Origin of the sequence: Streptomyces sp. S3(2020), from assembly GCF_013044505.1 — a bacterium.
In the GTDB taxonomy this organism is placed as follows: Bacteria; Actinomycetota; Actinomycetes; order Streptomycetales; family Streptomycetaceae; genus Streptomyces.
Map to the genome: position 1 here is coordinate 1 of NZ_JABERD010000095.1, position 14,859 is coordinate 14,859.

Here is a 14,859-nt window from a genome sequence, read left to right on the forward strand (position 1 = left end):
CGACTGCCACTGGGCCTACTACGACCGCAGCCCCGCGGGCCGGGGCCGCTGGTGCTCGATGCAGGTGTGCGGGGCACGCGCGAAGATGCGGCGCTACCGGGCGAGGTAGCACCGCACGGTCAGTCCTACCCCCCGCCCGACCCGTCCCGCCCCCTCCACCACCTCCAGGCGGATCGGCGGCGAGTCCGTCAGCGGCGGTGCCGTCGTCAGTGCCCGGGTCCGGGCGTCCCGCAGGGCGTCCCTCCCCGGCGCGGGGAAGGTGACCACCTCCACGTCCGGGCGCTCGGTCAGCTCCCACTCGTAGCGGCGCCGGTACCAGGCCCCGCGCGCCTCCCTCATCAGGATCCGCGGATGCCGCAACAGCGCCTCGTGGAAGGCCTTGCGCAGCCCCGCCGGGTCGAGACGCCCGGGCAGATGGACCTCGATGTGGACGGTCTCCGGCTCCTCCTCCTGGAGGCAGTGCCGGGAGACCTCGTCCACGACCGGGAACGGGATGCGCGCGGGTGCGGTGGTCATACGGGTTCGCCCCCTTCGGCTTTGGGCAGCCGTCGCGTCGGCGCCTCCGGTCCGGGCTCGGCACCCGGGGCATCCGGCCCGGTGCCCGGGGCCTCCCGGACACTCACCACCGCCGCGAACAGGCCGATCAGCGCCAGCAGTTGGGCCGTATGACCGAAGGCTCCGTGTCCCGCCGCCACCGGCTCGCCCGCCCCGGTCGCGGCCGCGATGCCCGCTCCGGCCAGCGCCACGAACGCGATCGGTACGAGCCACTCGTGCCGCCGGTACGCCAGCAGCGCGAGCGCCGGCACCAGCAGCGCGAACCATCCGGCGATCAGCACCCCCACCACCGTGAGAGCGACCGTGCCCAGCCAGAGACCCGGCGGCGGCGCAAGGACCTGCGGCTCGTCGGGGTTGGGCGAGCGTCGCCGCCACAGCACGAGGCCCACCAGGGCCAGCAGTGCCACCGCGCTGCCGATCAGCGCGCCGTCGTAGGTCGTCGCCGGCTCGTACGACAGCTTGACCGTGCCGCCCGCCCCGGCCGGGATCCGCCAGGCCTGCTGCCAGCCGTCGAGCCTCACCGACGACAGCTCCTTGCCGTCCAGCGTGGCCTTCCAGCCGTCGTTGTAGTTCTCGTACGTCGTCAGATACATGGCCGAGCCGTCACCGACGCTCACCTCGCGGCGGTCGCCCAGCCAGTCCCGTATCCGGAGGTCACGTCCCGCGGCGGTGGGTTCCGCGACCGTCCCGCGGGTCAGGGTGATGTCGGTCAGCGTCAGGGGTCCGGCGTCCCCCGCCTCGACCTGGTGCGTACCGGAGCCGAGGTCCAACTCGGCGTCATCGCTTCCCTCCTGGCAGAGCGTCACCTCCACGGGACGGCGTTCGGTGAGATCGCCGACCGTCCCCTTCACGCTGGTCTGGTAGAGCTCGCGGTCCACCGACACGTCCGGCCCCTTGCCGCACGGCAGCGAGAACTCCCGGTCGCTGTCCGGCTGGGGTGTGCGGTAGGAGGCGTCGGGCGTCTCCAGGGAGGGGATGTAGGCCTCGGTCAGGCCCACCGGCAGTCGCAGATCCTCGTCGACCATGGGGTTGTAGAGGGTCAGCGGTGCCGTCCGGGTGATCGTGATGTCGAGACGGTCGGTGGTGATCGCCGGGAAACGGACCCAGCCGTTCTCGTCGACACCGGCGATGGCCGCGCCGTCCGGGGAGCTGATGTCCACCTCGGTCGGGCGGGTGGACAGACCGCCCGCGGGGGCCAGCACCAGTTCGCCGACCGGCTGCTTTCCGTCCCAGCGCAGATGGATCGTCGGCCGGTCGCCCGCGATCCACGCCGTCGTCAGATCACCGTCGGTGAGGTTGCGCGCGGCCAGCCCGACGCCGAGGGCCGCCGTGGAGTCGGCGGTGGCGATCACGCGGTGGTCCTGGCCCTCGGGCGCCACCTCGTAGAGCAGCCGGTCGAGTTGCTCGCCCGGCACCGGGACCGCGCTCGCCCGTATCGCGTACGTCCCTCCCGTGGCCGTCGAGAAGCGCCGGTGCAGGCCCGCCTCCATACCCGTCGCGGACAGACCCGTGGGGTTGGCCGCGCGGTGCAGGGAGATCAGCTCGGTGCCCGAGCCCGTGTCCTCGGCGTCGGTCGGCAGCCGCAGCAGCCGGGTCACCTGGACGTCCGGCAGGGTGATCTCGGAGAAGCCGGCGCCCAGCAGTCCGGTGCGGCGTTCCACCGAGTCGAGGATCGTCAGCTTCATCCAACTCGTCGCGCCGGGCGGCGCCTTGACGGTCTGTGTGCTGCCGTCGGAGCGCACGATGGTGGTCTCGGACCCCTTCTCCGTCTCCACCCGCAGCTTCGTCGCCGCCGCCCGCACGCTCTCCTGCGGCAGCGGGGTCACCTTGAACGACGACGGCATGTCGTACGCGTCGTCCGAGAACGCGATCCGCAGCCACTGTCCGTCCGCCGAGCCCAGCGAACCCTCCGCCCAGGCGGTGTCCGGGTTGCCGTCGAAGGCGTTGACCGGGTCGTACTGCGGCAGATGGAACAGCCAGTTGCCGTAACTGGACGCCGACACCGAGCGGGCGCCCCGCAGTTGGGCCACCGTCTGATGGTCGAGGCCCTTCGTCGGCAGGATCTGGTGCGGTTTCTCGCCCGCGTCCTCCGCCGCCTCGGGGGCGTTGCGTTCGTCGCTGGTGTACGTGTACGAGGTGTTGGCGTTGACCAGGCCGAACCGGGTGTCCGCGCGCCGCAGTCCGTCGCCGACCACCTGGAGCGGCGGGGTGCCGACGCCGGGGTGGTTGTCGCCGGTCAGCACGGTCGGCCGGCCGCGCAGCTCGGTCGCGAGCGGCAGCAGGGACTCGGGTCCGCCGGAGACGACGGCGGTGTCGGCGACCGGCAGCAGCCCGGCGTGCCCGGGGCGCGGTATGTCCTGGGCCGGGGCGTAGATCTCCACCGCCCGCTGCCTCGGATACAGGCCCTCGACGGCGAGCGGGGCGTCCTGGATGATCCGGCCGCCCGTCATGATCGGGCCGAGCCCCTTCATCCGCTGGTAGCCGGACTCCTCCAGGGTCCGCTTCACCGTCGTCGTCGGCACATAGCCGATCTGGTCCGGGTCGAGGTCGTTGCGGACGACGATGTAGTAGATGCCGGAGCGGCTCAAGTAGTCGGCCAGTCCGGGGACTTCGCCGCCGCTCATCAGGGCCTGCTCGACGGCGTCCATCGCGCGCCGGTTGCCGGCGGTGCCGAAGGGCACGTAGTCGCGCTGCGCCCAGCGGGACTCGGCGACCACGTCGAGGGGCTGGTCGATGGTCGAGCCCCAGGTGTAGATGCCGTGCGCGGTCGCCGGGACGACCAGGGCGCGGGAGTCGGGCGAGGCCTCCTTCAGCCAGGTGGCCGTCGCCTTCCAGTACTTGGGGATCTCCTGGAAGGAACCCGGGTTGAGGATCGAGCCGTTGAGGTACGGCCACATCAGACCGGGCAGGATCAGCACCGCCGCGATCAGCGGCGCGAACCGGCGCCCGCGCACCGGTCGGGCGCCCCGCGTCTGGGCCGCGACCCCCACCAGATGGGCGAGGCCCAGCACCAGCGCCAGGGCCAGCCCCGTCTGGAACTTGTAGATGTTCCGGAACGGGACGAGCCCGCCGTTCAGCCAGTCCTGCACGCCCCCAGACGAGGAGGCGAAGGGGGCCCCGAACGCGCCGCCGTACCCGGCGAGCAGGATGGCCGCGACCACGATGACCGTGAGCGTCAGCCAGCGGCGCTCCGGCATGTCCCGCCGGGCCAGGCCCGCGAGACCGAGGCCGGCCGCGAGCGCCGAGCAGACGATGACGACCACCGAGGCCGCCACGGTCCAGCCGGCCGGCAGCCAGGCCTCGCCGAAGTGCAGATACGCCACCCAGTTGCCGCCGCCGCGCAGCGCCTCGGTCGCCGCCATGGTCTCGGTCGTGGTCTGTGAACTCTCCACGTACGGAAGGAAGTTCTCGCCGTAGAAGCCGAGCAGCAGCAGCGGGATCCACCACCAGGCCGTCGCCAGCACCAGGCCCGGCAGCCACCAGGCGATCAGCTTGCGCCGGCGTGGCCCGGGCGGGCGGGACAGCAGATACAGCCCGACCGGGAGGAGGGAGGCGAGGGTCGAGGCCGCGTTCACCCCGCCCATGAACGGGATGATCACCGCCGAGCGCAGGGCGGCGACCCGGGCGCTGTACCGCTCGTCGACCAGCGGCAGCAGCACCCACGGCAGGACCGCGCCGGGCAGCGCGGCCGCCGACGTGGAGCCGATGACGACGGTGAACACCGGCCACAGCGCGTACGCGACGGCGGCGAGCAGCCGCGAGGCGCCGCTGCCGACGCGCAGCCGCTCGGCCAGCCGCAGCGCGCCCCAGAAGGCGACCGACACGATGAGCGACATCCACAGCCGTTCGGCCAGCCACACCGGCAGCCGTACGGCGTCGGCCAGCCAGTAGAACGGCAGCATCGGCCACAGATAGCCGGTGTACTGGTCGGAGATCCCGCCGAAACCGCCCTGGTCCTGCCACAGCTGGCCCAGATCGGAGAAGAACCGGCCCGGGTCGACGGTGACCCCGAGCTTGGTGTCGAAGGTCTGCCGCCCCGGGTGCACCGCCAGGAACAGCACGAACACCACGGCCCAGAACCCCAGCAGCCAGCGCCGCGACCGTGGGCCCTCCGGCGGGCCCGACATGCGCGCGGTGGAGGGTACGGCGGCCGGGGGAGGGGCCTGGACCGTGGACGTCGTCATCGTGGACACCGCCGGAGGATGAGGAGGAGGTTCCAGGTGGCGACCTCGCGGATACCGGGCGCCTTGACGACGGTCTCCGCGAGGAACGGCCAGTAGCGGGAGCGCGCCGAGACCACCCGCACGTCGTCGCGGGCGCGCACCTGCCGCAGGGTCGGGCCGATGTGTACGGCGAACAGGTTCTCGCCGAGCGTGTGCTTGGCGGCCTTTCCGGTACGGCGCCGGTAGCGGGCCCGCGCCCGCTCGGCGCCCAGGTAGTGCCAGGGCGCCCACTCGTGACCGCCCCACGGGGACAGCCAGTTGGTGAACGACAGATAGATCAGCCCGCCGGGCCGTGTGACCCGCACGAGCTCACTGACGAAGGTCTGCGGATCGGCGACATGCTCCAGGACGTTGGAGGAGAAGGTGACGTCCGCGACCGCGTCGTACAGCGGCAGCAGATACCCGTCGGCGATCACGGCCCCGTCGGTCGGCTTGGGGCCGAGTTCGCCCACGTCGGGTTCGAAGAGATAGGCGTGGGCTCCCCGTCTCCGGAACTCCTCGGTGAAACACCCGCTGCCGCCGCCGACGTCGACGACGACGCGTCCGCTGACCGGCCCGTCGTAGGCCTCGACCTGGTCGACCGAGTCGCGGGCGAGGAGGGAGTAGCAGGACTCGGGATCGTCCTGCTCGTGGAGGAAGGCCCGGAAGAGGGCGACCGACCTGCGTATCGAGGGGTCCTTGAGGCCGGTGCCCGTCATGGCGCCCAGCTCCTCACCGCCTCGGCGGCGACCGCGCGGAACTGTCTGACCGTCCGATCCCAGCGATAGCGCGCCGCCTGCTCCCGTGCCGCCTTGCCCATCAGTTCCCGGCGCTCCGCGGAGAGGGCGAGCGTGCACCACGCCGCCGCGAACGTGGACTCCCCATGCGCCAGCACACCGGTCTCCCCGTCCACGACGGAATCCCGCAGACCGGGTACGTCGAAGGCGATCGTCGGTGTCTCACGGGCCGCGGCCTCGGTCACGACCAGACCCCAGCCCTCCACCGCCGACGGATGCAGCAACAGCCACGCCGCACACAGCAGCCGGTGCTTCTCCGCCTCGGACACATGGCCGGTGAACTCCACGCCGGGACCGGCGAGTTGCTCAAGACGCTCGCGTTCGGGCCCGTCGCCGACGATGACCAGCCGACCGCCGGTCACGGGCCGGACCCGCTCCCACAGCCGCAGCAGCAGATCGATGCGCTTGTACTCGACGAGCCGGCCGACGGCCACGAAGAGGGGCTCGGGCGACCGGTCGGCGCGCGGACCGGGTTCCTCGACCCCGTTGTGGACGACGCGGATACGTTCCCGTTCCACGCCGATCCCGCGCAGCGCGTGGGCCGTCGAGGGGGACACGGCCACCAGCAGACTGCGGTGCTGCGCACCGGTCAGCGCCCAGTGTTCGAGTCTTCGGCCGAGACGTGCGGCGGGGGCCATCGGGCCGCCGAACCGCATCTTCCACAGATCGGTGTGCACATGGTTGACCAGGCACAGCGTGGGACCGCGGTGCCACAGGGGCGCGAAGTACGGCATCCCGTTGCAGACCTCGACCAGCAGATCGCAGTCGCCGACCTGGCGGGAGAAGGCCGAGCGGGCCCGGAGGTAGTGACCGAGTTCGCCGCCCGCGGAGACGACCCGGTAGTCGCGGTACGACGCGGGACCGCCGCACAGCAGGGTGACCTGGTGGCCGAGCCGGGTGAGGCCGTCGGCGAGCCGGTCGACCAGGAGCTCGGAGCCCCCGGCGGCCGGGTTGCCCAGATCACGATGGGCAAGGAAAACGATTCGGCGCGGTGGTGGGGGGAGCGCCGAGGGGTGCTGCGACACCCGGGGGAACAGGGTGGGCAGCGAGGGTGGTACGTGCTGGGGCATGTGTGCTCCAACTCGTCTCAGGGTGCGGAACATTGAGCGTGGGGGAGAGCTTTACGTTCCTGTGGGGGGTTTGGGTGCTTACTGCGAGGGTGATGTGGGTGGACTGTGCTCGGGTGGGGGTGGACAGTTTTCGCCCACCCGTTCCTCGTGGCTACTCACCGGGGTGACAATTTCCGGCGTTATTAGAGCTGACGTCCAGTCACATCGTGAGCGGGGAATCGGGCGTATCGGATGAACCGGGATGCCGCCTCCCGCGTACCACCAAAGCGGAACCGGCCACCATCAGGACGAACCCCAGCACAGCCGCACCGATCGGCACCGTCTCGCCGATCGCCTTGAGCTGGCCGCTGTCCTGCTCGGCCTTCTTCACCGCGTCCTTCTGCGTCGCGGTCGTGAAGGCGATCTTCTCGCTGTCCAGCAGCACCACCGCGTCCTTCTCGGCGCCCGGCGCCCGCAGGGTCCGCTTCGGGCCGGTCTGCGCGTAGATCACGCGGCCGGTGCGCTGGTCGACGACCAGCTCGAAACCGTGGTTGGAGTACCACTCCTCGGCCAGCACCTGCGGGCTGTCCGGCCGGCCGACGAGGCTGCCCGGCACCATCCGGGTGCCGACCTTCGTCGGGGCGACCGTGCCGGTGAACCGGTAACCCGTGTACCCCTGGACCTTCCTGGTATCCCGGTAGGTCAGCACGATCGTGTTGCCGAGGGTGTTGTCCCACCACTGGTAGGCGCGTTTCTGCACGTCGAAGGGGAACTTCAGATACGCCTCGCCCTCGATGTACGGCTTCTCGCCGCAGCAGTGGACGGGCTTGGTGGTCCTGCGGTCCATGACCCAGCGGTGCGGTACGAAGTCCAGCGCGTCGTGCGGATCCGCGGCCGGCAGGGTCTTGTCCGTGTCGACCGTGGTCGTCACGTCCCAGACCGCGTCACCGCTGCGCTCGCTGTCCCGGACGTTGCCGCGCACCCGCTGGGTGACGGTGATGGTCTGGCCGGCCACGGTCTCGACCTTGTCGGTGTCGAAGACGCTGCCGGTGCCCTTGTAGACCGCGGTCTGGTCGATGTCGATCGGGTTCACTGCGGCCCGTGGGGTCACGTACCACGCCAGCATGGGCGCCAGGACCAGCAAAAACGTGCCGAGTCCCAGCAGAATCAGGGAGAAAGGAGAGGCTGTACGGCGCATCCGGGCACTCCTGAGGCATGAGGGTACGGAGTTCGGGCCGCTCTATGGGCCGAGGACCGTAGGCGCCCCTTGACGGAGTGTCAATGTCTTGCTGACACTGGGGCGGACGGACAGGGTGGATTGCCGGGGTGGGGACGACCGCCGGACAAGAGCCATCGAAAGGCTGACCCTGCGATGTCCAGACTGATCGCCGCCGCGCTGACCGTCGTGGCCGCCGCCGCGCTCGCCGTGGGGGCCGCGTTCGGTGTCGTCGCGCTGCTCGAAGCGACGCCCGAGCAGCCGAACACGCCCTTGATCACGTACGAGCAAGCAGGTCAGGGGAGTTGACCCGTGACGGCGGTGACTTCCCGCTCGGCGTGGCTCGACGTCCCCCGGCTCCAGGTGCGCCGGTTCGCGGAGATCGCGATGGCGGAGGCGCCGGCGCTCGCCGAGGAGATCCTGCGCGAGATCCGCCGCGAGTACCCCCATCTGCCCGTCGTCCTCGACGAGTCGGGCGAGCCGATGGCCCTCGTCGGCATCCGCCGCGCCATCGAGGTCTTCGTCCAGTACCTGGAGACCGCGGAGGGCCGCCCCTCGGTCCCCCCGGGTGTCTTCCAGGAGTTCGGGCGGGGCGAGGGCCTGAACGGCCGCAGCCTGGACTCCCTCCAGGCCATCTACCGCATGGGCGTACGCCTGGCCTGGCGCCGTTTCGCCGAGATCGGCCAGCGCGTCGAGATCCCGCCGCCGGCGATGTACGAACTCGTCGACGCCGGCTACGAATACCTCGACGGCCTCGTCGACCAGTCGGTGCGCGGTTACGCGGAAGCGGCGGCGAGACAGGCGGGTGAGAGGCTGCGCCTCCAACGCCGCCTGATGGAACTCCTGTTGGCCGAACGCCACCGGCACGGCGACCCCGCCGAGGCCCTCACGGAACGCGCCGCCCGCATCGGCTGGCCGCTCCCCGAAAGAGTCGCCGTCGGTGTCCTGCTGCGCCCGGCACGGGAGGCGGTACCGCCCGCGGTCGGCGAGGGCGTCCTCCTGGACATGGAGTACGAACAACCTCGCATGGTCGTCCCCGAACCGGACGCGGCGGGCCGCCCCGAACTCCTCCACCGCGCCCTGACCGGATGGGCGGGCGCGATAGGACCGCCCGTCCCGCTGGCCGACGCGGCGAAGTCGCTGCGCTGGGCCGAGGCCGCCGTACGTCTCATGGAACGCGGACTCCTGCCCCCCGGTGAGGTGCTGCACTGCACGGAGCACACCGAGGCGCTGGTGCTCCTCCAGCCGGAGGAACTGATCGACGACCTCGCGCTGCGCTGCCTGGCCCCCCTGGCCCACTGCGGCCCCACCCACGGCCGCCGTCTCGCCGAGACGTTACTGGCCTGGCTGGAGACCCGTGGCGGCGCCCCGGAGGTGGCCGCCCGCCTCGGCGTCCACCCCCAGACGGTCCGCTACCGCCTGCGCCAGATCCGCGAGCTCTGGGGCGCCGAGATCGACAATCCCGACCGCCGCTTCGAGCTGGAACTGGTGCTCAGGGCACAGCGGTTGAGGGGGGTGCTGGGGGAGACGCCGGGCTCCTAGGGCCTGTCGTCACCTTCCCTCCCCCAGAGGGGGTGCCCCCACTCGCCGCACCGGGCACAGACCCACGTACCACCAGTACGAGGGCCTGCGCCCGGCACGCCGAGAGCACGCACCTGACGCCGCGCGGCCCGCCCTCCGGGCGGACGACGGGAAGGTGACGACAGGCCCTAGGAGTTCGACCGGCGCTTGAACTCCACCGGCCCGGCGTTCATCTGGATCGTGCCGTCCAGGTGCAGGAACGGACGGCGTTCGGTCATGCGGCTGCTGTACGCCTCGACGTGGTGGACCGCCGCGCCGTCGGGAGCGGTGAAGTCGACGAGGGCGATGGCCACCCAGAAGCGGGTCGAGGTGTTCTCGTAGAGCGGCACGGTGACGTTGGACCCGCGGCCGTCGTCCACGACGACCTTGGCGCCGAAGCTCTTGAAGGAACCGAAGCCGTTGCTGACGGCGGAGTAGGCGCACAGCAGGACGTACCCCTGCTCGTCGGGCCGGACGATGCGGACCGTCTCGCGGCCGGGGGTACGGGAGTCGCCGTCGAGCTGGACGTAGGGCGGCTCCTTCAGCGAGCCGAGGTTCTTGTAGTAGACGACGTCCGAGTCCTTGGTGACGGGACCCTTCTTGACGAAGGTGCCCGGAGCCCGCGGTCCGCGCTCGGCCTTCGAGGCGGGCACGAAGAGGGCGTACAGGTCCAGGTCGGCGCCCTGCCGACGACGCTTGTCGCTGCCGCCGTCCCACTCCAGGGCGACGGTGACGACCAGCTCGCGGTCCGACTTGTCCAGACTGATCGAGACCTGGCCGCCCTTGTCCAGGCTGACCTTGCCGAGCGGAGGCTTGACGAGACTGGTCGGTGTCGGTGTCGGTGTCGGTGTCGGTGTCGGTGTCGGTGCGGGTGCCGGTGTGTGAGGCGTCGCGGTCTCCGGCTCCGGTTCCGGCTCGGACACATCGATCCCGAAGTCCCTGGCCAGCCCCGCCAGTCCCTCGGCGTACCCCTGCCCGATGGCCCGCAGCTTCCACCCGTCGCCCCGCCGGTACAGCTCGACGAGCAGCACCGCACGCTCGCCGTCGGTGAGCGCGGGCGCGCGGAAGACGACGGGGTCGCCGTCGGCCTGACGGGCCCGGACGGAGACCTCCTTGACCTCACGGAACGTACGGGCGGCGTTGTCGGGATCGCAGCTGCCGACCAGGACGACCCGGTCCACGTCCGCGGGCAGCCCGGCCGGATCCACGACGACCCGCTCGGGGCCGGAACCGTCGGCGCCGACATGCCGTACGGCCCCGTCCTCCCCCGAGGGCTGGTTGTAGAACACCAGATCGCCATCGGACCGCACCCGCCCGTCCGCCCCCACCAGCAGCGCACTCAGATCCACCGGATCACCCACGGTGTGCAGCTCGGCGGTCAGCGGCCCGGAGCCCACCACGGTGTTCCCGCCCTTGAGAAGCTCAGGCACAGCGACTCCCCCCACCCTTCGACCTGACGTCACCCTGTCACATCGGATCGGGAAGGCAAGAGGGGCCGCCGGGCGCCTCTTCGGTCAGGCGGGTTCCCGCTGCGCGGCACGTCGGGGGACCGGCTGGTCCAGGTGCACCACCACCGTCGTGTGGAAGCGGTGCACGGCGTCGTCCACACTGCGGATGAAGCCGGACTCGGCGTTGCCACGGCCGCTGCCCATGCTCTTGAGAAGGGACAGCCGGAAACCGGTGATCTGCGTGCCGCTCTTCGGGAGCAGATCCGCGGGTTCCGGGCGGAGCCGTTCCAGAGTGCCGCGCGGCCCGACGGCGTCGCCCTCCACCAGGGTCTCCACATGCAGGTCGGCCGGGGCCTCGGCGAGGCGGCGCACCAGCCGCTTGGCCCAGGTCAGGGGGTAGCCCTGCTCGGGCGCGGGAACGTCGATGGACGTGCGCAGCCTGCCGGTGCGCAGATCGGCGCCGACCGTGAGCAGACCGGGGGCCTGTTCCACGCGGAGCTCCGCGTGGAGGCGCCCTTCCAGACAGAGCCGGTCGGCCAGCTGGATCCGGCGGGTCCCGTGGTCGGTGCCGCGTCGGACGCGCTGGGCGGGCAGCACCTTCTGCCCGAGTTCGCCACCGAGCCTGAGGCACACCTGGCGGATGAGCCGCTCCCAGCTCTCGACCACTTCGAGGGCCCGCGGGTCGCCCTGGCAGAGGGTCTCGTCGTTGATGCCGTTGCGTACCGGTACCCAGGCGGAGCCCATGTTCTGGAAGCCGTGGCAGCCGGAGTTCTCGTGCTGGAGGTAGTGCAGCAGCTCCTGGAGCAGCCAGGTGCGCGCCGCGTTGCCGACCCCCTCGTGCCGGATCAGCAGCTGCGCCTGATGGGCCACTTCGGCCCAGGACAGGTGCCAGAGCGCCACCTGGTGCTTGCGCCGCCGGTCGATCCTGACGTCGACCAGGGGGCTGCCCTCCAGCGCGACGTCGTTCGACACCGTGATCACGGCCTCGTAGCCGCGCCGGGCGGCGATGTCCATGTAGGCCTGCACCTGGTCGGCCTTGAGGGCGTTGCCGTTGGTCTTGGTCTCGACGAGCGCCGTCCACAGCTTGCCGGCCCGCTCGATGCGGATGACCCCGTCGGGCCGCCGGGGTGTGTCACCGTGCGGCAGGGAGACCTCGGTGAAGGTCTCCATACGGCCGGAGGGCGCGCCGAACGCGGCGGTGAGCCGCCTGCCGAACCGCGGTACCTGGGTCATCACCGACAACAGCACCGAGGTGGCGCGCATCTCCCGGTCCCGGTCGCTCTTCAGCGCGGAGAGCGGGAAGAGCCGGGCGGGCCGCCAGGAGTCGTTCTCCGCCAGGGACTTCTGCGGTGCGCTGGGCGGTGCGGCCCGCTTCTTGGCGGTGCGGGGCCGGGCGGCCGGTCTGCGCGGGCCGGTCTCGTCGACGGATCGGCGCGGAGCCGGTACGGCGTCCAGCGCGGCCGGCGGTTCCGGTTCGGGAGCCGGGTCCGCCGACGGGCCGGCCGGCTCGCCGTTCCCGGTCGGCTCCGGCGTCGCCTCGGACGCCGTACCGTCCACGTCGGCGGCTCCCGTGTCCGCGTCCGCGTCGGAGGCCTCGGCGTCGGAGGCCTCGGCGTCGTCGTCGATGTCGACCCCGAAGTCCGTCGCCAGCCCCGCCAGCCCCGATGCGTATCCCTGCCCGACGGCCCGGAACTTCCAGTCCCCGTCGCGGCGGTACAGCTCGCCGAAGATGATCGCGCTCACCTTGCCGGGGTCGCCGATGGCGAAGCGCAGGAGGCTCTCGCCCACCGCGTCGGACAGGGTCACGCGGAGGTCGTCCAGTTCCCCGAAGTGCGCGCCGCCGTAGCGGCTCGCGGCCACGACGACCCGGTCGACCCCGGGTGCCACCACGGTCAGGTCGAAGCTGATCCGGTCCTCGTTGCCGTCCTCGGTGGGCGTCTTGTCCAGCAGGTGCACGCTTCCGTCGGCGGCCACCGGGTTGTTGTAGAAGTAGAAGTCGGCGTCGCTGCGGACCTTGCCGTCCGGGCCCAGAAGCAGGACGGACACGTCCGCGTCGCCGTCACCGCCGGGACTGCTCCAGCCCAGGCTGACGATCACCGAGCCGGTGTTCTCGCTCAGGGCGGACAGAGCGGTGTTCGACCCTTTGGTCATTTCGTGCACGAGATCCCCCCAGGAACCGCATCCCCCAAGACACGCCACGCAGTGTGACGTGTCGCACACGAACACAGTAGTACCGGCACCTCGCACCCGTACGCTTCCTGTTCAAACCGGACGGTCGAGGAGTACGCGGCCCGCATGCCCATTGCCCGGGGAAACGCGATGTGGCTAGCCTGTGTTCGTTATCCCGATCGTCTGTTGAAATTTCGAACGGACGCCTAAGACGCAAAGGGAGGGGGCCGGACGTGGGACGTCTCGTACCTGCCGTGACCCGGGCTCTCGACATTCTGGAGCTCTTCCTCGACGGGGACGGCACGCTCTCCGCCCCCGACATAGTGCGCAAGCTACAGCTGCCGCGCACCACCGTGCACGAGCTGGTGACCACGCTCGCCGCGCGGTCGTACATCGTCCCGGTGCCGGGTCAGCCGGGACGTTACCGCCTCGGCGTGCGGCCGTACCAGCTCGGCAGCCGGTACGCCGAGCAGCTCGACCTCGCCGCCGAGGGGCAGCAGGTCGCCCGGTCCGTCGCCGAGACCTGCGACGAGACGGTGCACGTGGCGATCCTGGAGGGCACCGACGTCATCTACATCGCCAAGGTGGACTCGACGCACGCGGTGCGGATGGTGTCCGCCGCCGGGCGTCGGCTCCCCGCCCACTGCACCTCGGTCGGCAAGATGCTGCTCGCCTCGCTCCCCGAGTCGGAGCTGAGCTCCCGCATCCCGGACTCCGCCGAGCTGATCGCGATGACCCCGAACAGCATCACCGAACCGGGCGCCCTGCGCGAGGCCCTCGCCCACATCCGCGAGCGCGGTCTCGCCGTGGAGAGCCGGGAGTCCAACCCGGACGTCTCCTGTGTGGCCGCCCCGGTCCGCGACCGCACCGGCCGGGTGGTGGCCGCGCTGTCCATCTCCGTGCCCATGATCCGCTGGAGCGACGAGCGTCGCGACGAGCTGGAGCAGCTCGCCGCCAAGGGTGCCTCCGAGCTGTCCGAGCGCCTCGGTCACCGGAGCGTGGGATGACCTCGAAGACGTACGACTACGAGGTGGCCGTCCGCGCCGAGGCGACCCTCGGCGAGGGCCCCACCTGGGATGCCGCCGCCGCACGGCTGGTCTGGCTCGACATCCTCGGCGCCCGCGTCAACACCTACGACCCCGTCTCCGGCCACCGCACGGTCCGCGTCACCGACCAGCACGTCGGCGCCGCCAAGCCGCGCACCGGCGGCGGGCTCGTCCTCAACCTGCGGGACGGGGTGGCGCTGCTGGACGCCGACGACTCCTTCCGCTGGCTGCACCACGAGCCGGTCCCCGGCCGCCGCGCCAACGACGCCGCCGTCGCCCCCGACGGTTCGCTGTGGGCGGGCACCATGCGCTACGACGAGGCGCCGGGCGGCGGCACCCTGTCCCGGCTCACCGGCGACGGCTCCTTCGAGACCGTCCTCGACGACGTCGCGGTCAGCAACGGCACCGGCTGGAGCCCCGACGGCCGCCTCATGTACTACATCGACTCACCGACCCGCCGCGTCGACGTCTTCGACTTCGAGGCCGGACGCCCCGTGAACCGCCGCCCCCTCGTCGAGATCGAGGAGGGCGCCGGCTTCCCCGACGGCCTCACCGTCGACGCCGACGGCTGCGTGTGGGTGGCGCTGTGGGACGGGGGGGCGGTACGCCGCTACACCCCGGACGGCGCGCTGGACCGGGTGATCAGCCTGCCCACACCGAGGATCACGGCCTGCGCGTTCGGCGGCGCGGACCTGACGGACCTGTACATCACGACGGCGAGGGTGGGGCTCAAGTCCCCGCACCCGGTGGCAGGTTCGCTGCTGGTGGTACCGGGCGTCGGCAAGGGTTTGAGGCAGCCTTCGTTCGCCGGGTAGGG

Annotated in this window: 11 protein-coding genes and 1 pseudogene; 5 read left to right on the forward strand and 7 right to left on the reverse strand. The window is 71.5% G+C overall.

The window, feature by feature from the left end; genetic code table 11:
* Positions 1-109, forward strand: a 109-nt coding sequence (locus tag HLK59_RS27155) for a CGNR zinc finger domain-containing protein (protein ID WP_171144150.1), incomplete at its 5' end; no start/stop codon positions are given.
* 35 nt (positions 110-144) lie between these two features.
* Here the strand turns inward: HLK59_RS27155 and HLK59_RS27160 are convergent.
* From HLK59_RS27160 to HLK59_RS27180, 5 genes and pseudogenes are all read right to left on the reverse strand, one after another.
* A pseudogene (locus HLK59_RS27160) lies at positions 145-516 on the reverse strand (condensation protein); the annotation flags it as partial.
* The gene (locus HLK59_RS27165) at positions 513-4,739 is read right to left on the reverse strand and encodes an alpha-(1->3)-arabinofuranosyltransferase family protein (RefSeq protein ID WP_171144167.1); all 4,227 of its coding nucleotides are present in this window, start codon (positions 4,737-4,739) and stop codon (positions 513-515) included. The pseudogene HLK59_RS27160 and the gene HLK59_RS27165, both read right to left, overlap by 4 nt.
* The gene (locus tag HLK59_RS27170) at positions 4,736-5,476 is read right to left on the reverse strand and encodes a class I SAM-dependent methyltransferase (protein ID WP_171144151.1); all 741 of its coding nucleotides are present in this window, start codon (positions 5,474-5,476) and stop codon (positions 4,736-4,738) included. The genes HLK59_RS27165 and HLK59_RS27170 overlap by 4 nt, the downstream gene beginning before the upstream one ends.
* Positions 5,473-6,624, reverse strand: coding sequence for a glycosyltransferase family 4 protein (locus tag HLK59_RS27175; RefSeq protein ID WP_171144152.1), 1,152 nt, complete (start codon positions 6,622-6,624; stop codon positions 5,473-5,475). Before HLK59_RS27175 ends, HLK59_RS27170 begins: the two co-directional genes overlap by 4 nt.
* 199 nt (positions 6,625-6,823) lie before the next feature.
* Positions 6,824-7,801 carry a DUF3068 domain-containing protein gene (locus HLK59_RS27180; RefSeq protein WP_171144153.1) on the reverse strand — a complete coding sequence of 326 codons (978 nt, stop codon included), beginning with the start codon at positions 7,799-7,801 and terminating at the stop codon, positions 6,824-6,826.
* A 174-nt stretch (positions 7,802-7,975) separates the two neighbouring features.
* Here HLK59_RS27180 and HLK59_RS27185 point away from each other — a divergent pair, with 174 nt between their 5' ends.
* Positions 7,976-8,128 carry a hypothetical protein gene (locus tag HLK59_RS27185; protein WP_171144154.1) on the forward strand — a complete coding sequence of 51 codons (153 nt, stop codon included), beginning with the start codon at positions 7,976-7,978 and terminating at the stop codon, positions 8,126-8,128.
* Between the two features lie 12 nt (positions 8,129-8,140).
* Positions 8,141-9,361: a helix-turn-helix domain-containing protein gene (locus tag HLK59_RS27190; protein ID WP_171144168.1), complete on the forward strand. Its 1,221-nt coding sequence runs from the start codon at positions 8,141-8,143 to the stop codon at positions 9,359-9,361.
* Positions 9,362-9,528: 167 nt separating this feature from the next.
* Here the strand turns inward: HLK59_RS27190 and HLK59_RS27195 are convergent, their stop codons facing one another.
* Both HLK59_RS27195 and HLK59_RS27200 read right to left on the reverse strand, forming a co-directional pair.
* Positions 9,529-10,809, reverse strand: coding sequence for a TerD family protein (locus HLK59_RS27195; protein WP_346779826.1), 1,281 nt, complete (start codon positions 10,807-10,809; stop codon positions 9,529-9,531).
* 84 nt (positions 10,810-10,893) lie between these two features.
* Entirely contained in the window at positions 10,894-12,978 is a 2,085-nt protein-coding gene (locus HLK59_RS27200; RefSeq protein ID WP_171144155.1) for a TerD family protein, read from the reverse strand.
* Positions 12,979-13,229: 251 nt separating this feature from the next.
* Between HLK59_RS27200 and HLK59_RS27205 the strand changes: the two genes are divergently transcribed.
* Together HLK59_RS27205 and HLK59_RS27210 are read left to right on the forward strand one after the other, a co-directional pair.
* Entirely contained in the window at positions 13,230-14,003 is a 774-nt protein-coding gene (locus HLK59_RS27205) for an IclR family transcriptional regulator (RefSeq protein WP_171144156.1), read from the forward strand.
* On the forward strand, positions 14,000-14,857 hold the full coding sequence (locus HLK59_RS27210; RefSeq protein WP_171144157.1) for an SMP-30/gluconolactonase/LRE family protein: 858 nt from the start codon (positions 14,000-14,002) through the stop codon (positions 14,855-14,857). Before HLK59_RS27205 ends, HLK59_RS27210 begins: the two co-directional genes overlap by 4 nt.
* Positions 14,858-14,859: the final 2 nt, after the last annotated feature.

Excerpts from the sequence above, each read along its gene's own strand:
- HLK59_RS27170 (WP_171144151.1), bottom strand. The coding sequence starts at position 5,476 with ATGACGGGCACCGGCCTCAAGGACCCCTCGATACGCAGGTCGGTCGCC.
- HLK59_RS27165 (WP_171144167.1), bottom strand. The coding sequence starts at position 4,739 with ATGACGACGTCCACGGTCCAGGCCCCTCCCCCGGCCGCCGTACCCTCC.
- HLK59_RS27200 (WP_171144155.1), bottom strand. The coding sequence starts at position 12,978 with ATGACCAAAGGGTCGAACACCGCTCTGTCCGCCCTGAGCGAGAACACC.
- HLK59_RS27175 (WP_171144152.1), bottom strand. The coding sequence starts at position 6,624 with ATGCCCCAGCACGTACCACCCTCGCTGCCCACCCTGTTCCCCCGGGTG.
- HLK59_RS27210 (WP_171144157.1), top strand. The coding sequence starts at position 14,000 with ATGACCTCGAAGACGTACGACTACGAGGTGGCCGTCCGCGCCGAGGCG.
- HLK59_RS27185 (WP_171144154.1), top strand. The coding sequence starts at position 7,976 with ATGTCCAGACTGATCGCCGCCGCGCTGACCGTCGTGGCCGCCGCCGCG.
- HLK59_RS27180 (WP_171144153.1), bottom strand. The coding sequence starts at position 7,801 with ATGCGCCGTACAGCCTCTCCTTTCTCCCTGATTCTGCTGGGACTCGGC.